Source organism: Lactococcus sp., from assembly GCF_036648155.1.
In the GTDB taxonomy this organism is placed as follows: Bacteria; Bacillota; Bacilli; order Lactobacillales; family Streptococcaceae; genus Lactococcus; species Lactococcus cremoris.
This window is the reverse complement of sequence record NZ_JAVXIY010000007.1, coordinates 49,690-70,245: the sequence shown is the minus strand read 5'-3', so window position 1 is coordinate 70,245 and position 20,556 is coordinate 49,690. Positions and strand designations below refer to the sequence as shown.

Here is a 20,556-nt window from a genome sequence, read left to right as displayed (position 1 = left end):
GTAATTTTTTATTTATATAAAGCGGCATCCAAGTGAGCCAATACCTTTTCTTTTCCAAGAAGCGCAATCGTTTCTGGTAATTCTGGACCGTGCATTGAGCCTGAAGCTGCAATACGGATTGGCATCCAGAGCATTTTACCTTTCACGCCTGTTTCTTTTTGAGTGGCTTTAAAGAGTGGGAAAATATTCTCAACCGTAAAGTCACTTTCAGGAAGTTCAGCCAATTTTGCACGGAAAGTGCTCAATGCAAGTGGTGTTGTTTCAGCAGCTAACATTTCGCGTGCTTCATCAGTCAATTCTGGGAAATCTCCGTAGAAAAGGTCTGTTAATTCAACAATCTCATCCGCTGATTTCATTTGTGGTTGATAAAGTTTAACCAATTCTCTAGCACGTTCATCAAAACGATTAGCGGCAACGAGGAATGGTTTTGTCAATTCAAAAACTTTCGCAAAATCGGCATTTTTAATGTATTCATTGTCCATCCAGTCCAATTTCTTTTGGTCAAAGGCTGCTGGTGATTTAGACAAACGATTTTCGTCAAAAAGTTCAATCAATTCTTCACGAGAGAAAATTTCTTTTTCTCCACCAGGATTCCAACCCAAAAGTGCAATAAAGTTGAAAATGGCATCAGACATATAGCCTTTTTTACGGTAGTCTTCGATAAATTGGAGTGTGTTTGTGTCACGTTTTGACAATTTTTTCCCTGTTTCAGAATTAATAATCAAAGTCATGTGACCAAATTGTGGAGCTTCCCAACCTAAAGCATTATAAACAACCAATTGTTTTGGCGTATTGGCAATATGGTCGTCTCCGCGAATGACATGTGAAATTTGCATATCGTGGTCATCAACAACAACAGCAAAGTTGTAAGTTGGGTAACCATCACGTTTTTGGATCACCCAATCACCACCGATATTGCCACCTTCAAATTCAATTTCGCCTTTAACGATGTCATTCCATTTGTAAATGGCTTTTTCGTCAACAGAGATACGAACGACAGGTTCAATATTTTGTGCTTTACGTTCAGCAATATAAGCTGCTTTTTCGTCATCGCTCATGCCAGCATATTCATTGATATAATGTGGGGGAATTCCTGCTGCTTCTTGTTTAGCATGGTCAGCTTCTAGTTCTTCAGGAGTTTTGTAAGAATAATAAGCTTTACCCTCAGCTAACAATTGGTCAATATATTTTTGATACAAAGGCAAGCGTTCTGATTGACGATAATTTTCGTGTGTTTCAGGGCTTTCATCCCAATCCATTCCCAACCAACGAAGGTTTTCAAGTTGTGAACGTTCACCATCTTCAACATGGCGTTCACGGTCTGTATCTTCAATACGGATGATGAAATCTCCCCCGTGATGACGGGCAAAAAGATAGTTAAAAAGGGCTGTACGGGCGTTCCCGATATGCAAAAGTCCTGTTGGTGATGGTGCGTAACGGACGCGGATTTTTTTGTTCATTTTAATCCAATTCTCCTCATTGATTTCTTCACTTCTTTTTTATCAGAAATGAATCTTTATTGGTTTTAAATAGTAATTACTACTCTAACAATCACATCTATTTTACCACAAATTAAAGAAGCTTGCGTCAGTGAAATTTATCTAATCTTTAATTTGAAGAAAACGTCCCTGCCAAAGATGATTTTCGTAATAATCAATCATTGCTCTTGCTGTCAGCCAATGATTATCAAAAGTTGAACTTGCCCCTTTTTGCATAAAATTTCGATAGCCCAAACCATGAGCAAAAACGACCGTTGTATTCACACAAAATTCAGTTTGTGCCCCGCAAAATTCAATCGCTTTTACTGACAGCTTTTCCAAAAGCATTTGCAGTTCAGTTTGATAGAATCCATTAGCATGTGTTTTTTCCACATAGCTGTCAGTAGATTCTGTCAGTAATTCTGGAAGAAGTTGCCAACCCTCGCTTTCTTTTATCAGTTCATCATCATGATGTTGGATAAAGATAATTGGCTTTTTCTCCTTTCGATAAGTAAGAATGCGTTGATTAATTTGCTCAATGAATTCATTTCGCCGATAAATGCCGTCACATACCCCTTTTTGCATATCAATCACAATTAAGACATCACTTGTTTTCATTGTTTATCCTTTCAAGAATTGGTCTTGTTCTCAAGAATAGTATAACTCTAATCTCCTAAAAAGAAAAATCATAGTGAAACCTTTATGAAGAAAAAATAACACTCAATAGAATGTTATCCTTGTAGTAATCTTTTTATTTCTCTAGTTGAGAGAATCCTCTTCAATAAATGAGTAACCAATGGCTTTTGTCGCCAAAAAGGTAACTAAAGCAGCAATTATTAGGGACATCGTTGTATCTGACAAGAAATGTGCCCCAATTCGGACACGAGCAGCCATCATTAAAAGAGTGAAAATCAAGCCACTATAAGCCAAAATCTTTTGGCCTTTAAGATTTTTTCTGTCAGCAAAAAATGGTAAAAAGAGTGCTGCTGCCGCTGCAATCGTATGTCCTGACGGGAATGACTGATGTCCTGTTGCACCATTTAAATGCCACCAATTAGTGAATGTTCCTTTAGTAGAAGACACAATTTCTTTGATCTCGTAAGGACGAAAACGACCCCAGTTAACTTTCATGGTATTGACAATCGAGTTACTGACATAAACGACCGCAATTCCAGCAATCGCCACAATAATCAATTGACTCAACTCCTCATAAGTTTTTTTGCTTAGCCATCTATAAATTAAAAACGTCCCAATGACCAAGATAATAAATGTAAAAAGTGCTTCAAGACCGAAAGAATAAGTCGCTGTGGCGCCGATACTATTATTTGCCGCACCGAGCGCTTGATGAGTTTTGATATTATTGAGTGTCGTCACACCATAAAACATCCAGCCATCAACCCAACCCCAAGCTGACCAATAGGCAAAACCCAGAGCCGATAATGACAAAATCCATTTGCTAATTTGATTTTTTTGACGCAAACCGTAAATAAAGATAATTTCCGCTGAAATAAAAGGGATAAGTGCTGACGGAAACATTCCAAAAATCTGAAAAATATTACCAAAAATTGAATTTTGATTCAGGACCGCTTTTGAAATTTGCAAATCCCCAAAAGATGCAATAATTAATAAAAGAGCTGAAATTCCAATTAAAATGCTTAGGAATTTTTTCCCGCTTGTGTTCATAAAACCTCCAATAAGTTGATTACTACCCTTTTATTTTATCCCATTCTCAAACTCCCAATGTAAATCTTTGGTAAATTTTCCGTAAACCCTTTGTTAATCACTTCTTTTTATTTATAAGGCCAAACTATATAATCTTTTAATGACAAATGGTAGTTTTGGATTTTCTTTCTGGATAGTCTATGTTAGAATTAAATATATGAATGAAATTACTTATAATCAAATTATGCCAAATGATATAGATGATGTCATCCGTATTGAAAGACTCACTTTCTCAGAAAATGAAGCTCTGTCAGTTGAGTCAATGCTTGAAAGAATTAACTTAATTCCTGACACCTTTATCGCTGCAAGAAATAGTGAAGGAACTGTCGTCGGTTACGTTTCTGGCCCAGTTACAGAAGGCCGCTATTTAGACGATGAATCTTTTGAACGGACTGACGCCAACCCTGAACAAGGTGGTTTTCAAAAAATCATCAGTTTGACCGTTGACCCCGATTATCAAGGCTTGGGAATTGCAACAAATTTACTTCTTTTACTTGAAAAAGAAGCGAGAGCTAAAAAACGTTTAGGAATTAGCTTAACTTGTCATGATTACTTAGTTCCCTACTATGAAAAACATGGTTTTACTGATGAAGGACTTTCAGAGTCAACATTCGGTGGCGAAACCTGGTACAACATGGTCATGGAATTTTAAAATAAAAAAGTTACTGATAGGATTTTGTCAGTAACTTTTTTTATAAGCATCTTTCAAACTTACTGACAGTTTTGTTAGTAAGTTTTTTTATTACTTTCGAGCAAAATAATCATTCAATTCTTGCCGATATTTTTCTCGCCAATCTTGTTTATTTTCACTTAATAATTCATCAGCAAAAGCCGAACTATCTTCACCTAAAACTTCTGCTGGGGTCCGTCCGTCAATGACAGCCAACTCAAACAATTCGATAATATCGGTAAAAATATGCCAATCTGTTTCCCCCATATTAAACATATACTTTTGAATGGCCTTATAAGCTTGATAAAAATCCTTAGGTAAATTTTTTGCCCGATTTTCCATCGCTTGCCATTCTCGTTTTTCCTTTAAGACGTCACTAATTTTCTCTAAAATCATTTTTTCACCGCCCTATTAAGTTTCACTTTTTGCTTCTTTTCCCAACCCTTATCATCAATCATCTCATCAATAAAGGCCGCAACATCTGTCCCAATTAAATCTGTCAGCTTTCTTTTTTGCCCCTTTGCCTCTTCAAGCAAATCCAAAAGTTGATTAAAAATAAATTTAAAATCGCTCCATTTGCTTGCTCCAGAAATCCAAACATATTTCTTTAATTCACAATAATCCTTATAGTAATCTGGGCCAAGATTTTTAGCTCGCTCTTCAAATTCACGAAATTCTCGTTTTTCCTCAAGGCCAATCATTCTATCAACAATATTTCTTTGTTTAGTCATCATTTTCTCCTTGCTCTGTCGTAAATTTTGTTTTATCTCTTAAAATCTCTAATTTTTCTGAGATAAACATCCATTTTTCCCAAAAATTTTGGCGTTCGGTTTGACCAGCCTCATTCAACCGATACCATTTACGTGGTGGTCCTATTGTTGAGGGTTTTTTAGTGACCTCAAGCCATTCTCTTTTTTCTAAACGCATGGTAATTGTATAAACAGTTCCTTCTACAACATCCTCAAAGCCAAGCTCCCGTAATTTTTGAGTAATTTCATAACCATAAGTTTCTCCTTGACCAATGATTTCTAAAACACACCCTTCAAGAACTCCTTTCAGCAATTCTGTTATTTCTTTCATTTTATCTCCAGCTATATTGTATTACTTATTACAGCTATATAGTACTACTACATAGCAAAATTGTCAAGCACTTCAATATTTTGGCAATAAAAAAACTGCATAAAAGCAGCTTTTCTATTCTTATTTTTCAAACTCAATTACTTTCATCTGCCCCTTAAAATTTTCATAGAGCACCGATTCAATGGTCAAACGAATAATGGACATCTTCTCAGCGTTCTCATGAAGAGACACAATTAGAGGTTCTTCCTTAATAAGCTTCTGAGCTGCCTCTCCCTCAAGAACTTCAGACTTCACTCGATTCGAAGATAAACGTCCTCCATTTTCTAAGGAGTCAAACCAAGTTGTAAAACTTACTAATGGGTTCTTTTTTAAGTCATAAATCTTTGATGCTTTTTTATCTGAAACCATATATAAAACATTCTCATTTTTTTGGGCTTGAATAAAACTCATAATGGTAGTTGAACTTTTTAAGCTCTCGTCAGTAACACTCAATGCAAGATAACCTGGAAAATCTTTCAGAAGATAAGCCAATTCATTTTTCGATGCATTTGTACCAACAACTTTAGCTTTTCGATTACTTTTAAAAATAGTCAACAGAACAAGAGGCAAAGTTAGAAAGATATAAGCAACCAAAAGCCCCAAAGCAAACCTTAACCAAAAATTACCAAAATTCCTTTCTAATATCAAAGCAAAAATCACAAGAGAAACAAAAAATATCACGAATAACTGAACAAACCTTTTTAAATACATCATTAACTCCTAAACACACAATTAAGATAAAAGCCGATAAATTATCGGCTTTCCTTTTTATTTTTTAACCAAATCAGCAAAAATCATTCGACCAGCACTTGTTTGTAAAACCTTAGCAACTTCTACAGTCACTGTTTTATCAATCAATTTTGCAGTATCTTCAATAACAATCATCGTACCGTCTGGCAGATAGGCTACTCCTTGTTGACGTTCAGAACCTGCACGAATAATTTGAACATTAATATGTTCTCCTACAACAAGTTGTGTTTTCACAGCATTAGCAAGATCATTAATATTAAGAACTTGAACCCCTTGAATTTCAGCAACTTTATTAAGATTAAAATCATTTGTCACTAATTTTGAGCCGGTAGAACTTGCATATTTAAGTAATTTAGTATCAACTTCTCGAACATCTGAAAAATCAACTTGAGAAATTTCAACTTGATCAAATTTAGTCAATTCATTGACCAAATCTAATCCCCGACGTCCTTTAGCTCTCTTCAAAGGATCTGAACTATCTGAAATTAACTGTAATTCTAAAATCACAAAATTAGGAACAATAATCTTATCTGAAATAAATCCCGTTTTTATCACATCCAAAATTCGACCATCAATAATTGAACTTGTATCCAACAAAATACTGTGGTCAACTCTTGCTTCATTAACCGTTTCATCAGCAACTTCTACAGCTTCTGTTGCCATGACCTCCCGACGCTTACGAAAGAGCACTTTAGCAATTTCATCTCCACGACGGTCGAATAAAACATAACCTAAGTAAATCATGACCAATACAAGTATAAATGAAATGATATTACTCAAAATAGGAACATTTAAAAATCTTAATGGAATACTTCCAATCACTCCAACTAGAAGCCCAAGAACAATCCCAATAATATTAAAGACCATTTTTGACATATTCATTTTTGAAATTCTAGAATCTATTTTTTTCAACCCATTAAGCATTGAACCGGCAAATATAAATGAAAGAATAATAAAAATAATTGCACCAATCACACCGTCAACAGCTTCGTTTTGTAAAATTCCTTTGTCCCAACCAAATACCTTTAAAATGGACGGTACAACAGCAACACCTAGCGATGCTCCGATGACAGTCATAACGAGATGAATAATCCAACGACGCATATCTTTTCCTCCTTTTAGAAAATGGATAGGCTTACAATAAAGCCCTGTGTCAATTATACCACACGCTCCTTTAATATTGCTTATCCAAACACAAGAAATCTAGTTGATTTCTCATGCTATATTTATTATTTTATAACTTAATTACTTTAATAGCGACAATTTAATTTTTATTTTTGATAATAAATTTTATCATTTTAAATAAATAACATTGAAAAAGCATTGTGCTATAATGACTTTATCTTCTATAGATTATGAAGGAAATAAATATGATTAAATCCACTACTAACTCTAAAGAAAGTCTGCTCGTCGCTTTATTGCTTGCAATGAACACTGGCTTTGTTGATGCCTTTACTTTTTTCCATTTTGATGGCCGTTTTGCTAGCTTGCAAACAGGAAATCTAATACAAACCGGAATTAATTTAGCACATGGAAACTTTGAAAAAGCTTCTCAATTTATCATTCCCATCCTTTTTTTTGCCCTAGGAGCCCTTTTTAAAACATTATTTACCAAATATAAGAACAAGAATAACCACAGTGAAATTGGTCCACTCCTATTCATTCAAATGACTGGAATCCTTATCTTTTCTCTTTCATTTGCTACTTTTTTACACTTATCGGCCTCACTTTTTGTTGGAATTCTTTCTTTTTTCATGGTAATACAAGGGGATACTTTTACAAAAGTGAGAGGACTTCCTTATGCCAATATCATGTCAACCGGGAATATTAAAGCTTTCGGAACCAATCTAGGCGAATATCTTGTTTCTAAAGAATCAAAATATTTAAGAAATTCGTTCATGTTTTTATCCCTTGCTCTATCTTTTGTTATTGGTGCCTTTGTTTCTTCTTTGACCGGCTTCTGGTTGGGTAATTTTACCTTAGTGGGTTCTAGTGTTCTAATATTATTTGCCTATATACTGTATTCTTATAGTCTGAAATTTTCATAAAAAACAAAAGCTATTTATCTATCCAAATAGCTTTTGTTTTTTATTTTAGCCAAATACTAATTTTAGACATTCAGTTAGGGTTGTTACCCCAATTACTTTTATTTGTTCAGGAATATCAATTCCCACAATTGAATTTTTAGGAGCATAGACTTTTTTGAATCCTAATTTCGCAGCTTCATTCAGTCTTTGTTCAATTCGCGTCACACGGCGAATCTCTCCTGTTAAGCCAATTTCACCAATAAAACATTCACGCGCATCCGTCGGAAGTTCTTTATAACTTGAGGCTACAGCGACAGCAACCGCAAGGTCAATGGCTGGCTCATCTAATTTTACTCCCCCAGCTGATTTAAGGTAAGCATCTTGATTTTGCATCAATAAGCCTGTCCGTTTTTCAAGAACTGCCATAATCAGGCTCACTCGATTAAAATCTAAACCAGAAGTTGTTCTCTTAGCATTTCCAAACATTGTTGGTGTAGTTAAAGCCTGTATTTCAACTAATATCGGACGTGTCCCTTCGAGTGCACAAACAATAGCAGAACCAGTTGAACCCTCTAATCGCTCTTCCAAGAAAACCTCAGAAGGATTAGTTACTTCAACTAAACCATGCCCTTGCATTTCAAATATACCAATTTCATTGGTTGACCCAAACCGGTTTTTTACTGCTCGAAGAATTCTAAAAGTATTATTTCTTTCTCCTTCAAAATAAAGAACGGTATCAACCATGTGCTCTAGCATTCTTGGTCCTGCCAATTGACCTTCTTTCGTCACATGACCAACGATAAAAGTAGCAATATCATTCGTTTTGGCAATTTGCATGAGTTCACCTGTCACTTCTCGAACTTGACTCACAGAGCCTTGAGTTGATTGAATTTCAGGTGTCATAATCGTTTGGATCGAATCAATAATCAAAAAATTTGGCTTCAAACGTTCAACTTCAGCACGAATTGACTGCATGTTAGTCTCGGCGTAAAGATAAAAATCTCGATCAATATCGCCCAAACGTTCCGCTCTAAGCTTAATTTGTTGAGCAGATTCTTCACCACTCACATAGAGAACCCGTCCTCTTGATGCAAGCTGAGTCGATACTTGCAAAAGCAACGTAGATTTTCCTATTCCTGGGTCTCCACCAATCAAAACGAGTGAACCAGGAACAACACCACCACCTAAAACACGATTAAATTCGTCAAGATCTGTTTCAATACGTGGTGTATCAAAAAGCTCAACTTCATCTAATTTCATTGGTTTTGAACGTTCACCAGACATCGACACTCGCTGATTTTTGACTTCCTGTACTTCAACTTCTTCAACAAAAGAGGACCACTCTCCACAATTTGGGCATCGCCCAAGATACTTTGCAGACTTATAACCACAATTTTGACAAACAAAAGATGATTTTTTCTTCGCCATTTTCCCTCCACTTATTTATACGTAAAATTTATTCAGATGTAACAAAAAAGCGGACAATCCGCTGTTTTATTTTATAAAGAATATTATCATTCTACCATTTTATCATATTTTAGATAAAAAAATGGACAGATACCATTAATTTTATATTAGCACAATACAAGGCTTCTTAAAAATAAACAAGTCAATAATTGACTTTTCATTTTGATTATACAAAATATGCCATTGAACAGAATCGAACTGTCGACCTTCACCTTACCATGGTGCTGCTCTACCGACTGAGCTACAACGGCTAAAATAAATAAATTGAGTGGTCTGACCAGATTAGAAATTTAATCTAATCAGACAGAGCTAGACTATAAGCAAGGCTGATGCGAAAGAGAGTCAATCACAACTCAACACATGCACCCACAGAAACCCCCGCCAACATCATAACACTCAATTTAGTATTTTTATTTCTTCAAGATTTAATAAAATTAAACCAATTCAATGATTGCCATAGGCGCAGCATCACCACGACGTGGTTCAACTTTAAGGATACGAGTGTAACCACCGTTACGTCCTTCGTAGCGTTTAGCAAGGTCGTTGAATAATTTTTGAAGGGCAGTTGGGAAAGTTTCAGTTTCTTCGTTGAAATCTTTAATTGCGATTTCATTACGTACGTAAGCAGCTGCTGCACGACGAGCTGAAAGGTCACCTTTTTTACCAAGCGTAATCATTTTTTCTACTGTACGACGAACTTCTTTAGCGCGAGCTTCAGTTGTAACGATAGTTTCGTTGATGATCAAATCTGTAGTCAAATCACGAAGCATAGCTTTACGTTGTGAAGATGTACGTCCGAGTTTACGATTGCTCATTTGTTTCCTCCTATATTATTATTTTCTTTTTTTAAGGGAAAGTCCCAATTCAGTCAATTTAACTTTGACTTCTTCTACTGATTTGTGACCGAGGTTTTTGACTTTAATCATGTCAGCTTCGCTCATTTCAACAATATCAGCAACAGTGTTGATACCTGCGCGTTTCAAACCATTGTAAGCACGAACTGAGAAGTCCATTTCTTCAATAATTTTATCGAGCACACGTTCTGTTTTAACTTCATCTTTAACAACAAGTGTTTCAGCTTCAGCTGCAACTTCTGAAAGATCAACGAACAAGTTCAAGTGGTCTGTCAAGATTTTAGCTGAGAGTGATAAAGCCTCGTCAGAAACGATAGTACCGTTTGTAGTAATTTCAAGTGTTAATTTATCGTAGCTAGAATCTCCACCAACACGGGCAGGTTCAACTTGATAATTTACTTTACTTACTGGTGTGTAAATTGAGTCTACAGCAATTGTGCCAATTGGCGCTCCATCGACTTTATTTTCGTCAGCCGGAACATAGCCGTATCCTTTTTTAACAGTCATTACAGCACGCATTGAGTGACCTTCAGCAATAGAGAACAAGTAATGGTCTTTGTTGACAATTTCAATGTCGCTATCAGTTAAGATATCACCAGCAGTAACATCCATAGGACCAGTAACGTCAAGTTCGATTTGTTTTTCAGATTCAACGTATGATTTGATGGCAATTCCTTTAACCGCAAGAACGATTTGGATGACATCTTCACGTACGCCAGGGATTGTTGCGAATTCATGTTGAACACCTTCAATTTGAATTGAAGTCACAGCAGCACCAGGAAGTGATGACAAAAGGACGCGACGCAGAGAGTTACCTAAAGTTGTACCATAACCACGTTCAAGTGGTTCAACAACGAATTTACCGTAATTTTCTGATTCGTCAAATTTAGTAATTTTTGGTTTTTCAAACTCAATCATGTATGTTCTCCTCTAAAGCGAAAAGTGATTAGTGACAAGAGTGACTAATTATACACGACGACGTTTTGGAGGACGTGCACCATTGTGAGGTACAGGAGTCACATCACTGATAGATGTTACATTAAGACCAGCTGCAGCGAGTGCGCGGATAGCTGATTCGCGACCTGAACCAGGACCTTTAACTGTAACAGATACAGTTTTCAAACCTTGCTCTTGAGCAGCTTTAGCAGCAGCTTCTGAAGCCATTTGAGCGGCGAAAGGTGTAGATTTTTTAGAACCTTTGAAACCAAGTGCACCAGCTGAAGACCATGCAAGGGCGTTACCATGAACGTCTGTGATCATAACGATTGTGTTGTTGAATGTTGATTGGATATGAACAATCCCAGATTCAATATTCTTTTTAACACGACGTTTACGTGTAATTTTTGCCATTTTAACTCCTTTCTATTTAATTATTTTTTCTTACCTGCGATTGATTTAGCAGGACCTTTACGTGTACGAGCGTTGTTCTTAGTGTTTTGTCCACGTGTAGGAAGTCCACGACGGTGACGCATACCACGGTAAGAACCGATTTCCATCAAACGTTTGATGTTAAGTGACACTTCACGACGAAGGTCTCCTTCGAGTTTCAAGCCATCGAGTTCACGACGGATTGCATCTTCTTGATCTGATGTCAAATCTTTTGTACGGATATCTTCTGAGACACCTGCAGCTGCAAGTACTTTTTTAGATGTTTGAAGTCCAACACCGAATACGTATGTTAATGAAATAACAATGCGTTTTTCGTTTGGAATATCAACTCCAGCAAAACGAGCCATATTTTTCTATTTCCTTTCTATCCCTGACGTTGTTTGTGTTTTGGATTGGCAGGGCAAATTACCATTACACGACCGTTACGACGAATCACTTTACAGTATTCGCAGATTGGTTTAACTGATGGTCTTACTTTCATTGTGTCTTCCTTTCTATGGTTACTGTGCATCATGCACTCAATGAATGTCCGGATTACTTAAATCGGTAAGTAATTCGTCCGCGTGTCAAATCGTATGGTGAGAGTTCAACTTGAACCTTGTCTCCAGGCAAGATACGGATATAATTCTTACGAATTTTTCCTGAAATCGTCGCCAAGACTTGGTGACCATTTTCGAGTTCAACAGTGAACATCGCATTCGGCATGGTGTCAACGACTTTGCCGTCTACTTCAATTACATCATCTTTTGCCAAGCAAAAGTACCTCCTTAGAAATTTCCCGAAAGATATAAATACAAATTTAAATATATCTAAAAAGTCGGACTTATGTATTTTAGCATTTTTCAACAGCAAATGCAAGTCTTTCTTTCATAAAAGCCTTTATTTTTCTAGCCTGAGTCCATTTTTATTTTCAGATTATCTGACAAGAGTGCTTATGGCAATGCTTTCGGGTGTTTCTTTTTATTTTTAGGCTTGTTGACTTTTCTGTCAGTAAATTTTACCTTTTATTTTCATAATTAAAAAAACCTCTGACAGAGGTTTTATGATTTATTAGCCTAAAACTTTTTTAATATCATCTGTCACTTGACTAATTTCTTGTTCGCCTTCGATATTTTTAACAAGTCCAAGTTCAGTGTAATGTTCAATAATTGGTGCAGATTCTTTGATGTTGACATCTAAACGGTTTTTAACTGTTTCTGGTACATCATCAGCACGTTGGTAAAGGTCATGGCTACCACAAACATCACAAGTTCCTTCAACTTTAGTTGGATTGAAAATTTTGTGATAAGTGGCTCCACAATTACGGCAGATGTAACGACCACTTAAACGATCAACCAAAATATTTGGATTAACAACAATATTTACAACAGCATCAAGTTTAATGCCAAGTTCTTCAAGCATTGTATCAAGAGCATGCGCTTGGTCAATCGTACGTGGGTATCCATCAAGCAAGAAACCTGAAGCTTTGATATCATCTTGTGCTAAACGTTCTTTGACAATACCATTGGTTACTTCATCAGGAACGAGTTCACCTTTATCAATAAAAGATTTAGCAAGTTTACCCATCTCTGTTTCATTTTTCATCGCTGCACGGAACATATCTCCTGTTGAAATATGGTTTACACCATAATTTTTAACGATAAATTCGGCTTGAGTTCCTTTACCAGCTCCTGGAAGTCCCATGATTAATAAATTCATTTTGTTTTCTCCTGATTTTGATTTTATAATTTACTGACAGCTCTGTCAGTAAAATGCAGATGTGCACTGTCTTTTACCTACACTATTTTAGCGTATTTTTACTGAAAAATAAAGAAAAACCTTGTCTAATGACAAGATTTTATTTTAAGTACGAACTTTCTAAAAGTCATCTACTTGATTTCTGGAAATTTCATTGGGTTATTCACACTAATTTCAAGTGGATTATCCATAAATCCTGCATATTTACGTTTAAGTAAATATCCTTCAAGTTGTTTGACTGCTTGAATCGCAACTTGAATCAAGATTAATAATGATGTTCCTCCAAGAGCGACGATTTTTGGAAGTCCCCAAACGTTTTGGGCCGCAATTGGAATGATTGAAATCAATCCAAGGAAGAGCGAACCAACCGTTGCAAGACGCATTAATAGACGAGAAACATACTTCTCAGTTCCTTTACCCGGACGAACAGATGGAATGTACGAACCTTGTTTTTGAAGGTTTTCAGCCATCTTTTCAGGATTGACCTGAACGAACGAATAGAAGAAAGTAAAGAGAACAATCAATAATGCGTAGAAGAGCATCCCTGTCCAAGTCGTATATGACAAAGCATTTTGTAAGGTTGATAACCAACCTACATTGCTACCTTGTGAACGTTGCAAGAATTGCAAGATCGTAGCAGGTGCAGTTGTAATTGAACCAGCAAAGATAACTGGAATAACCCCAGCTGGATTGACACGAAGTGGCAAGTATGAACTTGTTGGTGCCCCTTGAGTTAACTTGGTGTATTGAATTGGTACTTTACGTTCCGCTTGTTGAACAAAGGTTGTAACATAAATAATGACAATTGCTGACAAAACCAATCCAATAACAAATATCCAAGACATAGGAATTTCAGATGGTCTTACGTTTAAGAATTTTTCATCATAAACAGATTTGACGGCTGATGGAATACCAGAGACAATCCCAGCAAAGATAATTACTGAAACACCTGATCCAAAACCTTTTTCATTAATCTGTTCACCCATCCAAGTAACAACCATTGAACCTGTGGTCAAAAGCGCCCCAATCATCAAATAACTTTGCCAATTTGGGTTTTGCACAATATTTAACGAGCTCATGGCTTGAAAACCAGCAGTAATCCCGATAGATTGTGCCATAGCAAGCACTAAGGTAATATAACGTGTCGCTTGATTCAGCTTACGACGCCCAATTTCTCCTTGTTTTGACCATTCAACAAATTTTGGCAAAATATCCATTTGTAATAATTGAACAATGATTGATGCTGTGATGTAAGGCGAAACTCCCATTGCAAAGAGTGAGTAGTTTTGCATTGCATTACCAGAGACCAAGTTCATCATATTCAAAAATGGAAGATTACTTACTTCTGTTAGGTTTTGTACGTTTACCCCGGGAACTGTAATATGAGCTCCTAAGCGAAAAACAAAAAGAATGAAAATCGTAAAGAGAATTCTTGCTCGGACGTCTTTTACCTTAAAGGCTTCCTTAAGCGTCTTAAAAAACATAAAATCTCCTTAAAGCGTTTTAATTGTAAATAGACAATAAGCGGTTGAAAATTCAACCGCCAATTGAAATGTAAAAATTAAGCTTCTTCTACAGAACCACCAGCAGCTTCGATTGCAGCTTTAGCAGCAGCAGATACTTTAGCAACTTTAACTGTAAGGTTTTTAGCTGTCAATTCACCGTTAGCAAGAACTTTAACACCTGATTTAACGTCTTTAACGATTTTAGCAGCTACAAGAGTTTCAGCTGAAACAGTTGCGCCATCTTCAAGACGGTTCAAAGTTTCAAGGTTGACAATAGCGTATTCTTTACGGTTAACATTCAAGAAACCACGTTTTGGCATGCGACGGAACAATTCTGTTTGTCCACCTTCAAAACCAGGACGTACTCCACCACCTGAACGAGATTTTTGACCTTTTTGTCCACGTCCAGATGTTTTACCGTTACCTGATGATGTACCACGACCTACGCGATTACGTACTTTACGACTGCCTTCAGCAGCTTTCAATGAATGAAGTTCCATTTTTTTCTCCTTATTTTGTACCTTGCTGTCGCCTAATTTTCATGTAAGGAACGTGAAAATTAAACTCGCCGATACGTCAATATATTTATTTGTCTATTAACAGACTCCTATTATTTTACTATTTTTCGATTGGAATTACAAGCCATTTCCTCATTTACAAATTTATTTAAATATTCTCAAATAAAATTTTTAATGACGAGGCGGAAAATTTATCAGTCTTTCAATTACTGACAGATTTTTTAAGAAAAAAACAACCCTATCAGTAAAGATAGGATTGTTATTTTATGCAATAGTAATTATGCTTCTTCAACTTTTACCAAGTGAGAAATAGAGTTTACCATACCAAGAATAGCAGGTGAACCTTCTTTTACTACTGAGCTGTTGAGTTTACCAAGACCGAGTGCTTTAACAGTTTTGCGTTGAGCAGGGATACGGCCGATTGGTGAGTTTACCAATGTAATTTTAATTTGAGCCATTTTTTCCTCCTTAGGCGAAATCTGATACAGATTTACCGCGTAATGCAGCAACTTCTTCAGCACGTTTCAATTGAGTCAAACCATCAACTGTTGCACGAACAACGTTAATTGGTGTATTTGAACCAAGTGATTTTGATGTTACGTCAGCAACACCAGCAAGTTCGAGGACGGCACGAACGGCACCACCTGCGGCAACTCCAGCACCTTCTACAGCTGGTTTAAGGAGGATTTTACCACCACCGAAGACACCAAGTGCTTCGTGAGGAAGTGTAGTACCTACCATAGGAACTGTAATAAGGTTTTTCTTAGCTGCTTCGATTGCTTTACGGATAGCTTCAGGAACTTCTTGAGCTTTACCAGTACCGAAACCTACGCGACCATTACGGTCACCAACAACAACAAGTGCTGCAAAGCGAAGACGACGTCCACCTTTTACAACTTTAGTAACGCGGTTAATTGAAACTACGCGTTCTTCAAATTCGCTTTGTTCGCGATCATTTCTTCTGTTTTCTGCCATGTTTAATTACCCCTTTCCTTAGAATTTCAATCCAGCTTCACGAGCTGCTGTAGCGAGTGCTGCAACACGTCCGTGATAGAGGTAACCACCGCGGTCGAAGACAACTTCTTCAACGCCTTTAGCTTTTGCAGCTTCAGCAACGAGTTTACCAACTTCTGCGGCTTGTTCAGTTTTAGTACCAGTCAATTTGAGTGATGAAGCTGATGCAAGTGTTGTACCAGTAACGTCATTAATGACTTGTGCATAAATGTTTGTGTTTGAACGGAAAACGTTCAAACGTGGAGTTTCAGATGTTCCTGAAATTTTTCCGCGTACACGTGTGTGACGTTTTTGGCGGAGTTTGTTTTTATCTGGTTTAGAAATCACAATTCTACCTCTATATTATTTTAAATTTCGATAGTTTTTGCCATCGATTTTCTTACTGATTAATAAAATAATCAGCAAGCGGGGAGTTTTTGTCTGTCTAACAAAGTTAGCATTGACAAAATACTGGCAATTTGACCTGAATCAAACCACCAATTACGGATAACATTTTTTGCTAAAGGATTGCTAGGCAGCTTTTAGGACGAAGTCCGTGCTGAAGCGTACTGACGTACGTAAAGCAAAAGCTAACGACGCAAGCCCAACGCAAAAATTATTTACCAGTTTTACCTTCTTTACGACGAACGTATTCACCAACGTAACGGATCCCTTTACCTTTATAAGGTTCTGGAGAACGACGGCTACGGATGTAAGCTGCTGTTTGACCAACAGCTTCTTTGCTGATACCTTCAACGACGATAGAAGTTGGAGTTGCAACAACAAACTTAATGTTTTCAGGTGCTTCAACTTCGTCTTGGTGAGATTTACCAACAGACAATACAAGTTTAGTTCCTTGTAATTGTGCGCGGTACCCAACCCCAATCATTTCAAGTGCTTTAGAGAAACCATTTGAAACACCTTCTACCATGTTAGCAAGAAGGGCACGAGTAGTTCCGTGGAGCATTTTCATTTCTTTAGTGTCGTTTGGACGTTTTACAGTGATTTCGTTTTCAGCGATTTCAAGTGTGATGTTTTCGTTGAATGAACGAACGAGTTCACCTTTAGGTCCTTTGACAGTGACAGTTGCACCGTTTACTTCTACAGTTACGCCTGCAGGGATAACGATGACTTTGTTACCAATACGTGACATTTTTTTCTCCTGTTAAATTATCAGATTTGATTCAATCTGTTTTCACGGGTTTTAAATCAAAATTTGATTTAAAAGAACTTTTATTTTACTGACAGTCATAAAATTATTTCTGTCAGTAATTTTGACTTACGAAAAATTCGCTTGTCAGTTTAATATCATCAAAAAGTCGATATTAAACATTTAGATCAACTCCATAAATGAAGCCTCTCCGAACTAATTACCAGATGTAGGCAATTACTTCACCACCAACATTTGTTTGACGAGCAACTTTATCAGTTACGACACCAGTAGATGTTGAGATGATTGCTGTACCAAGTCCGTTAAGAACTTTAGGAACATCATCAGATTTCACGTAAACACGAAGACCTGGTTTTGAAATACGTTTCAAGTTAGTGATAACTTTTTCACCGTTTTTACCGTATTTAAGGAAAACGCGGATTACGCCTTGTTTGTTATCTTCAACGTATTCAACGTCTTTCACGTAACCTTCAGCTTTGAGGATTTCAGCGATTTGACGTTTGATTTTTGATGCAGGTGCTTCAACAACATCGAATTTACGCATGTTACCATTACGAATACGAGTCAAGAAATCTGCAATTGGGTCAGTCATTACCATAGTGTAATTTCTCCTTATTTGTAGTTTGGGCTTGTTCAAATCCCACTTTCAAATTAATGAGGTCCTTTTCATAAAAAAGACCGAACTTAATTAGTATAGCAGAAGTTCCGCACTCTGTCAACATTTTTCTTTACAATGTTTTCGGGTGTGTCATGAATTTTTTAGAATAAAAATTACTGACAGAATTGCCAGTAATTTGTTATAACTTATGAACTCAAACTTGTGGTATCATTACTTACCTTATAATAAAATGATGTTGGCATCGTATCAAATATTTCTATGTCTTCTTCATCCGTAGTTATTATAAGCCGGTCTTTTCCCGAATCTGTCTTATCCAAATTTGAGGAGTTCGGAAAGATTGGCGAATTATAAGCAGCGGCAAACATAAAGCCCATGTGTCTTTTGTCATTCAATGCATCAGCAATAATTATTCCATCCTTAGCGATTGGATTTGATATTATTCTCACATATTCTGAACTAAAAATGATGTTACCGTTTTTTAAAATAATTTTAGAAGTACCATCAGCAGTCTGCCAAGTTCCATTCAAAGAAGAATAGTTTCCTGAAAGAATTTGTGAACTGTTTCCAAATCCTTCCTGACTGGAAGAACTTAAATTTGAACTTGATGAACTTGTACTTGAAGACGAACTACTACTTTGAATACTTTCATTATTTTTAATACTCGAAGAGGAGCTGCTTTGTTCAGACTTTTTACCTTCTTTACTGCCACAGGCCGATAAAACGGTTAAAGTTCCAAAAAGAATTAAGCTAATTCCCACAAACTTTTTAATATTAGCTGATATTTTTTTCATAAATCCTTCCTATTTCCTCACCATTATAGCAAATTCTCACTTTTAATCCACTATAAATAGACCATGTTTTCATAATGCTTCTAAGGTATAAAAAAATTACTGACAGAAATCCTGTCAGTAATTTTTATTCGTTACACGATAATTAACAAATTACCATGAAGCTTTTTTAACGCCTGGCAATTGACCTTTGTAAGCCAATTCGCGAAGACAGATACGGCAAAGTTTAAATTTGCGGTAAACTGAATGTGGACGTCCGCAACGTTCGCAACGAGTATAAGCTTGTGTTGAGAATTTTGCAGGGCGTTGGTTTTTAACAACCATAGATTTCTTAGCCATTTATGTATTCTCCCTATCTTATTTAGCGAACGGCATGCCGAGTTTAGCAAGCAATTCACGTGATTCTTCGTCAGTGTTAGCAGTTGTTACGATAACAATGTCCATACCACGAACTTTATCAACATCATCATAGTTGATTTCTGGGAAAATCAATTGTTCCTTCACACCAAGTGTGTAGTTACCGCGACCATCAAACGCTTTGTTTGAAACACCGTGGAAGTCACGTACACGTGGGAGTGAAACAGTAACCAATTTGTCCAAGAATTCGAACATACGTTCGCCACGAAGAGTTACTTTCGCACCGATTGGCATACCTTCACGAAGACGGAAAGCAGCAACTGATTTTTTAGCTTTAGTAATCAATGGTTTTTGACCAGAGATCAAAGCCAATTCAGCAACAGCTTTATCAAGGTTTTTAGAGTTGTTTACAGCATCTCCAACACCCATGTTGATAACGATTTTATCAACTTTTGGTACAGCCATGATTGAAGTGTAGTTGAATTGTTCAGTCAACGCTGGTACTACTTCGTTAGTATATTTTTCTTTCAAACGATTAGTCATATTATTTCTCCTTTCCGCCTTAGTCTAAAATTTCGCCAGATTTTTTGTTGAAACGAACTTTTTTATCGTCAACAACTTTGTAACCTACACGACCAGCAACGCCATTTTTGTCGAGCACTTGTACGTTAGAAACGTGGATAGGAGCTTCGATTTCAAGAATAGCACCACTTGGGTTTTCTGAGTTTGGTTTTTGGTGTTTCTTCATGATAGCAACACCTTCAACGACAACTTTATTTACTTTTGGCAAAGCTTTGATTACTTTACCAGTAGTACCGCGGTCTTTACCTGCGATAACTTTAACTGTATCACCAGTTTTTACAAACATGTTTATTTCCTTTCTTACGCCCGATGGGCACCCTCATATTTTACTATCAGGGGACTATTCTGTTAATAATAACAGTAAAATATGACTCTGTCAAAAAAATTTTCCGACAAAACCATATCTCTATAATGCTTGATTAGAGTACTTCTGGAGCAAGTGAAACGATCTTCATGTAGCCACCTTCGCGGAGTTCGCGGGCAACTGGGCCAAAGATACGTGTTCCGCGAGGAGTTTTATCGTCACGGATGAGCACTGCTGCATTTTCATCAAATTTGATGTATGAACCGTCAGGACGTTTCGCACCAGATTTAGTACGAACGATGACTGCTTTCACAACTTCACCTTTTTTAACTGCTCCACCAGGGGCAGCTGATTTAACTGTAGCTACAACGATATCACCGATACCAGCGAACTTACGTGATGAACCACCGAGGACACGGATAGTCAAAAGTTCTTTAGCACCTGAGTTATCTGCAACTTTCAAACGAGATTCTGTTTGAATCATGCTATATTCCTCCTAGTTTTGC

30 protein-coding genes and 1 tRNA gene are annotated in these 20,556 nt (G+C 36.7%); 2 read left to right on the top strand and 29 right to left on the bottom strand.

Annotated features, from left to right (window positions below):
- Positions 1 to 8: 8 nt before the first annotated feature.
- The 3 genes from gltX to RSC39_RS08180 all read right to left on the bottom strand — a co-directional run bounded on the left by gltX (position 9) and on the right by RSC39_RS08180 (position 3,161).
- Positions 9 to 1,460 (bottom strand): glutamate--tRNA ligase, encoded by a 1,452-nt coding sequence (gltX, locus tag RSC39_RS08190; protein WP_332536414.1) that lies wholly within the window; start codon positions 1,458 to 1,460, stop codon positions 9 to 11.
- A 141-nt stretch (positions 1,461 to 1,601) separates the two neighbouring features.
- A complete protein-coding gene (locus tag RSC39_RS08185) occupies positions 1,602 to 2,096 on the bottom strand; it encodes a cysteine hydrolase family protein (protein WP_332536412.1) in 495 nt (164 codons plus the stop codon).
- A 141-nt stretch (positions 2,097 to 2,237) separates the two neighbouring features.
- Positions 2,238 to 3,161 carry a phosphatase PAP2 family protein gene (locus RSC39_RS08180; RefSeq protein ID WP_332536410.1) on the bottom strand — a complete coding sequence of 308 codons (924 nt, stop codon included), beginning with the start codon at positions 3,159 to 3,161 and terminating at the stop codon, positions 2,238 to 2,240.
- A 196-nt stretch (positions 3,162 to 3,357) separates the two neighbouring features.
- Here RSC39_RS08180 and RSC39_RS08175 point away from each other — a divergent pair, with 196 nt between their 5' ends.
- Positions 3,358 to 3,852, top strand: a complete 495-nt coding sequence (locus RSC39_RS08175) for a GNAT family N-acetyltransferase (RefSeq protein ID WP_041168746.1) — start codon at positions 3,358 to 3,360, stop codon at positions 3,850 to 3,852.
- A 90-nt stretch (positions 3,853 to 3,942) separates the two neighbouring features.
- Here RSC39_RS08175 and RSC39_RS08170 read toward each other — a convergent pair whose 3' ends face one another.
- From RSC39_RS08170 to RSC39_RS08150, 5 genes are all read right to left on the bottom strand, one after another.
- Positions 3,943 to 4,266, bottom strand: coding sequence for a DUF1048 domain-containing protein (locus RSC39_RS08170; RefSeq protein WP_332536407.1), 324 nt, complete (start codon positions 4,264 to 4,266; stop codon positions 3,943 to 3,945).
- On the bottom strand, positions 4,263 to 4,601 hold the full coding sequence (locus RSC39_RS08165) for a DUF1048 domain-containing protein (RefSeq protein ID WP_063281236.1): 339 nt from the start codon (positions 4,599 to 4,601) through the stop codon (positions 4,263 to 4,265). The genes RSC39_RS08170 and RSC39_RS08165 overlap by 4 nt, the downstream gene beginning before the upstream one ends.
- Positions 4,594 to 4,950: a PadR family transcriptional regulator gene (locus RSC39_RS08160; protein ID WP_043736209.1), complete on the bottom strand. Its 357-nt coding sequence runs from the start codon at positions 4,948 to 4,950 to the stop codon at positions 4,594 to 4,596. The genes RSC39_RS08165 and RSC39_RS08160 overlap by 8 nt, the downstream gene beginning before the upstream one ends.
- A gap of 120 nt (positions 4,951 to 5,070) precedes the next feature.
- On the bottom strand, positions 5,071 to 5,700 hold the full coding sequence (locus RSC39_RS08155; protein ID WP_332536569.1) for a pyridoxamine 5'-phosphate oxidase family protein: 630 nt from the start codon (positions 5,698 to 5,700) through the stop codon (positions 5,071 to 5,073).
- Between the two features lie 57 nt (positions 5,701 to 5,757).
- Positions 5,758 to 6,843, bottom strand: coding sequence for a PIN/TRAM domain-containing protein (locus RSC39_RS08150; RefSeq protein ID WP_332536404.1), 1,086 nt, complete (start codon positions 6,841 to 6,843; stop codon positions 5,758 to 5,760).
- Between the two features lie 266 nt (positions 6,844 to 7,109).
- Between RSC39_RS08150 and RSC39_RS08145 the strand changes: the two genes are divergently transcribed.
- On the top strand, positions 7,110 to 7,787 hold the full coding sequence (locus RSC39_RS08145) for a YoaK family protein (RefSeq protein WP_332536402.1): 678 nt from the start codon (positions 7,110 to 7,112) through the stop codon (positions 7,785 to 7,787).
- A gap of 45 nt (positions 7,788 to 7,832) precedes the next feature.
- On the opposite strand, the gene radA is transcribed toward RSC39_RS08145, so the two are convergent.
- The 21 genes from radA to rplN form a co-directional block, all read right to left on the bottom strand.
- Complete coding sequence (gene radA, locus RSC39_RS08140; protein WP_011677138.1) at positions 7,833 to 9,194, bottom strand: DNA repair protein RadA; 1,362 nt, start codon at positions 9,192 to 9,194, stop codon at positions 7,833 to 7,835.
- 217 nt (positions 9,195 to 9,411) lie between these two features.
- Positions 9,412 to 9,484: transfer RNA gene (locus RSC39_RS08135), tRNA-Thr, on the bottom strand.
- 183 nt (positions 9,485 to 9,667) lie between these two features.
- On the bottom strand, positions 9,668 to 10,048 hold the full coding sequence (rplQ, locus tag RSC39_RS08130; protein WP_003130558.1) for a 50S ribosomal protein L17: 381 nt from the start codon (positions 10,046 to 10,048) through the stop codon (positions 9,668 to 9,670).
- Positions 10,049 to 10,066: 18 nt separating this feature from the next.
- Positions 10,067 to 11,005: a DNA-directed RNA polymerase subunit alpha gene (locus RSC39_RS08125; protein WP_003130557.1), complete on the bottom strand. Its 939-nt coding sequence runs from the start codon at positions 11,003 to 11,005 to the stop codon at positions 10,067 to 10,069.
- Positions 11,006 to 11,053: 48 nt separating this feature from the next.
- Positions 11,054 to 11,437 (bottom strand): 30S ribosomal protein S11, encoded by a 384-nt coding sequence (gene rpsK, locus RSC39_RS08120; RefSeq protein WP_010906297.1) that lies wholly within the window; start codon positions 11,435 to 11,437, stop codon positions 11,054 to 11,056.
- A gap of 20 nt (positions 11,438 to 11,457) precedes the next feature.
- On the bottom strand, positions 11,458 to 11,823 hold the full coding sequence (gene rpsM, locus RSC39_RS08115) for a 30S ribosomal protein S13 (RefSeq protein WP_003130555.1): 366 nt from the start codon (positions 11,821 to 11,823) through the stop codon (positions 11,458 to 11,460).
- 17 nt (positions 11,824 to 11,840) lie between these two features.
- The gene (rpmJ, locus tag RSC39_RS08110; RefSeq protein WP_001808836.1) at positions 11,841 to 11,957 is read right to left on the bottom strand and encodes a 50S ribosomal protein L36; all 117 of its coding nucleotides are present in this window, start codon (positions 11,955 to 11,957) and stop codon (positions 11,841 to 11,843) included.
- Positions 11,958 to 12,010: 53 nt separating this feature from the next.
- Positions 12,011 to 12,229 (bottom strand): translation initiation factor IF-1, encoded by a 219-nt coding sequence (gene infA / locus RSC39_RS08105; RefSeq protein WP_003130554.1) that lies wholly within the window; start codon positions 12,227 to 12,229, stop codon positions 12,011 to 12,013.
- A 297-nt stretch (positions 12,230 to 12,526) separates the two neighbouring features.
- Positions 12,527 to 13,174, bottom strand: a complete 648-nt coding sequence (locus RSC39_RS08100; protein ID WP_011677149.1) for an adenylate kinase — start codon at positions 13,172 to 13,174, stop codon at positions 12,527 to 12,529.
- A gap of 170 nt (positions 13,175 to 13,344) precedes the next feature.
- Positions 13,345 to 14,697 (bottom strand): preprotein translocase subunit SecY, encoded by a 1,353-nt coding sequence (secY, locus tag RSC39_RS08095; RefSeq protein WP_332536399.1) that lies wholly within the window; start codon positions 14,695 to 14,697, stop codon positions 13,345 to 13,347.
- 77 nt (positions 14,698 to 14,774) lie between these two features.
- Positions 14,775 to 15,218, bottom strand: coding sequence for a 50S ribosomal protein L15 (rplO, locus tag RSC39_RS08090; protein WP_011677151.1), 444 nt, complete (start codon positions 15,216 to 15,218; stop codon positions 14,775 to 14,777).
- Between the two features lie 296 nt (positions 15,219 to 15,514).
- Positions 15,515 to 15,694, bottom strand: a complete 180-nt coding sequence (gene rpmD / locus RSC39_RS08085; RefSeq protein ID WP_003129921.1) for a 50S ribosomal protein L30 — start codon at positions 15,692 to 15,694, stop codon at positions 15,515 to 15,517.
- Between the two features lie 10 nt (positions 15,695 to 15,704).
- A complete protein-coding gene (gene rpsE / locus RSC39_RS08080) occupies positions 15,705 to 16,211 on the bottom strand; it encodes a 30S ribosomal protein S5 (protein WP_011836022.1) in 507 nt (168 codons plus the stop codon).
- Between the two features lie 18 nt (positions 16,212 to 16,229).
- Positions 16,230 to 16,577, bottom strand: coding sequence for a 50S ribosomal protein L18 (gene rplR, locus RSC39_RS08075; RefSeq protein WP_332536396.1), 348 nt, complete (start codon positions 16,575 to 16,577; stop codon positions 16,230 to 16,232).
- A 268-nt stretch (positions 16,578 to 16,845) separates the two neighbouring features.
- Positions 16,846 to 17,382 carry a 50S ribosomal protein L6 gene (gene rplF / locus RSC39_RS08070; RefSeq protein WP_011677154.1) on the bottom strand — a complete coding sequence of 179 codons (537 nt, stop codon included), beginning with the start codon at positions 17,380 to 17,382 and terminating at the stop codon, positions 16,846 to 16,848.
- Positions 17,383 to 17,599: 217 nt separating this feature from the next.
- Positions 17,600 to 17,998: a 30S ribosomal protein S8 gene (gene rpsH / locus RSC39_RS08065; RefSeq protein WP_011677155.1), complete on the bottom strand. Its 399-nt coding sequence runs from the start codon at positions 17,996 to 17,998 to the stop codon at positions 17,600 to 17,602.
- Between the two features lie 206 nt (positions 17,999 to 18,204).
- Complete coding sequence (locus RSC39_RS08060) at positions 18,205 to 18,810, bottom strand: hypothetical protein (RefSeq protein ID WP_332536393.1); 606 nt, start codon at positions 18,808 to 18,810, stop codon at positions 18,205 to 18,207.
- 150 nt (positions 18,811 to 18,960) lie between these two features.
- Complete coding sequence (locus tag RSC39_RS08055; RefSeq protein WP_003129946.1) at positions 18,961 to 19,146, bottom strand: type Z 30S ribosomal protein S14; 186 nt, start codon at positions 19,144 to 19,146, stop codon at positions 18,961 to 18,963.
- 18 nt (positions 19,147 to 19,164) lie between these two features.
- The gene (gene rplE, locus RSC39_RS08050; protein ID WP_003129948.1) at positions 19,165 to 19,707 is read right to left on the bottom strand and encodes a 50S ribosomal protein L5; all 543 of its coding nucleotides are present in this window, start codon (positions 19,705 to 19,707) and stop codon (positions 19,165 to 19,167) included.
- A 19-nt stretch (positions 19,708 to 19,726) separates the two neighbouring features.
- Positions 19,727 to 20,032 carry a 50S ribosomal protein L24 gene (gene rplX, locus RSC39_RS08045; RefSeq protein ID WP_003129951.1) on the bottom strand — a complete coding sequence of 102 codons (306 nt, stop codon included), beginning with the start codon at positions 20,030 to 20,032 and terminating at the stop codon, positions 19,727 to 19,729.
- 133 nt (positions 20,033 to 20,165) lie between these two features.
- Positions 20,166 to 20,534, bottom strand: coding sequence for a 50S ribosomal protein L14 (gene rplN, locus RSC39_RS08040; protein ID WP_003129953.1), 369 nt, complete (start codon positions 20,532 to 20,534; stop codon positions 20,166 to 20,168).
- Between the last annotated feature and the right edge of the window lie 22 nt (positions 20,535 to 20,556).

Bases quoted from the DNA above. Each gene is read 5' to 3' on its own strand.
- RSC39_RS08165 (WP_063281236.1), bottom strand. From the start codon at position 4,601: ATGACTAAACAAAGAAATATTGTTGATAGAATGATTGGCCTTGAGGAA.
- rpmD (WP_003129921.1), bottom strand. From the start codon at position 15,694: ATGGCTCAAATTAAAATTACATTGGTAAACTCACCAATCGGCCGTATC.
- RSC39_RS08125 (WP_003130557.1), bottom strand. From the start codon at position 11,005: ATGATTGAGTTTGAAAAACCAAAAATTACTAAATTTGACGAATCAGAA.
- RSC39_RS08175 (WP_041168746.1), top strand. From the start codon at position 3,358: ATGAATGAAATTACTTATAATCAAATTATGCCAAATGATATAGATGAT.
- rplX (WP_003129951.1), bottom strand. From the start codon at position 20,032: ATGTTTGTAAAAACTGGTGATACAGTTAAAGTTATCGCAGGTAAAGAC.
- RSC39_RS08180 (WP_332536410.1), bottom strand. From the start codon at position 3,161: ATGAACACAAGCGGGAAAAAATTCCTAAGCATTTTAATTGGAATTTCA.
- rpsH (WP_011677155.1), bottom strand. From the start codon at position 17,998: ATGGTAATGACTGACCCAATTGCAGATTTCTTGACTCGTATTCGTAAT.
- rpmJ (WP_001808836.1), bottom strand. From the start codon at position 11,957: ATGAAAGTAAGACCATCAGTTAAACCAATCTGCGAATACTGTAAAGTG.
- secY (WP_332536399.1), bottom strand. From the start codon at position 14,697: ATGTTTTTTAAGACGCTTAAGGAAGCCTTTAAGGTAAAAGACGTCCGA.
- radA (WP_011677138.1), bottom strand. From the start codon at position 9,194: ATGGCGAAGAAAAAATCATCTTTTGTTTGTCAAAATTGTGGTTATAAG.
- rpsK (WP_010906297.1), bottom strand. From the start codon at position 11,437: ATGGCAAAAATTACACGTAAACGTCGTGTTAAAAAGAATATTGAATCT.
- RSC39_RS08170 (WP_332536407.1), bottom strand. From the start codon at position 4,266: ATGATTTTAGAGAAAATTAGTGACGTCTTAAAGGAAAAACGAGAATGG.
- RSC39_RS08155 (WP_332536569.1), bottom strand. From the start codon at position 5,700: ATGTATTTAAAAAGGTTTGTTCAGTTATTCGTGATATTTTTTGTTTCT.
- RSC39_RS08145 (WP_332536402.1), top strand. From the start codon at position 7,110: ATGATTAAATCCACTACTAACTCTAAAGAAAGTCTGCTCGTCGCTTTA.
- RSC39_RS08160 (WP_043736209.1), bottom strand. From the start codon at position 4,950: ATGAAAGAAATAACAGAATTGCTGAAAGGAGTTCTTGAAGGGTGTGTT.
- rpsM (WP_003130555.1), bottom strand. From the start codon at position 11,823: ATGGCTCGTTTTGCTGGAGTTGATATTCCAAACGAAAAACGCATTGTT.
- RSC39_RS08150 (WP_332536404.1), bottom strand. From the start codon at position 6,843: ATGCGTCGTTGGATTATTCATCTCGTTATGACTGTCATCGGAGCATCG.
- rplQ (WP_003130558.1), bottom strand. From the start codon at position 10,048: ATGAGCAATCGTAAACTCGGACGTACATCTTCACAACGTAAAGCTATG.
- RSC39_RS08185 (WP_332536412.1), bottom strand. From the start codon at position 2,096: ATGAAAACAAGTGATGTCTTAATTGTGATTGATATGCAAAAAGGGGTA.
- RSC39_RS08055 (WP_003129946.1), bottom strand. From the start codon at position 19,146: ATGGCTAAGAAATCTATGGTTGTTAAAAACCAACGCCCTGCAAAATTC.
- rplE (WP_003129948.1), bottom strand. From the start codon at position 19,707: ATGACTAATCGTTTGAAAGAAAAATATACTAACGAAGTAGTACCAGCG.
- rplF (WP_011677154.1), bottom strand. From the start codon at position 17,382: ATGTCACGTATTGGTAACAAAGTCATCGTTATCCCTGCAGGCGTAACT.
- RSC39_RS08060 (WP_332536393.1), bottom strand. From the start codon at position 18,810: ATGAAAAAAATATCAGCTAATATTAAAAAGTTTGTGGGAATTAGCTTA.
- rpsE (WP_011836022.1), bottom strand. From the start codon at position 16,211: ATGGCAGAAAACAGAAGAAATGATCGCGAACAAAGCGAATTTGAAGAA.
- rplO (WP_011677151.1), bottom strand. From the start codon at position 15,218: ATGGAACTTCATTCATTGAAAGCTGCTGAAGGCAGTCGTAAAGTACGT.
- RSC39_RS08100 (WP_011677149.1), bottom strand. From the start codon at position 13,174: ATGAATTTATTAATCATGGGACTTCCAGGAGCTGGTAAAGGAACTCAA.
- gltX (WP_332536414.1), bottom strand. From the start codon at position 1,460: ATGAACAAAAAAATCCGCGTCCGTTACGCACCATCACCAACAGGACTT.
- rplN (WP_003129953.1), bottom strand. From the start codon at position 20,534: ATGATTCAAACAGAATCTCGTTTGAAAGTTGCAGATAACTCAGGTGCT.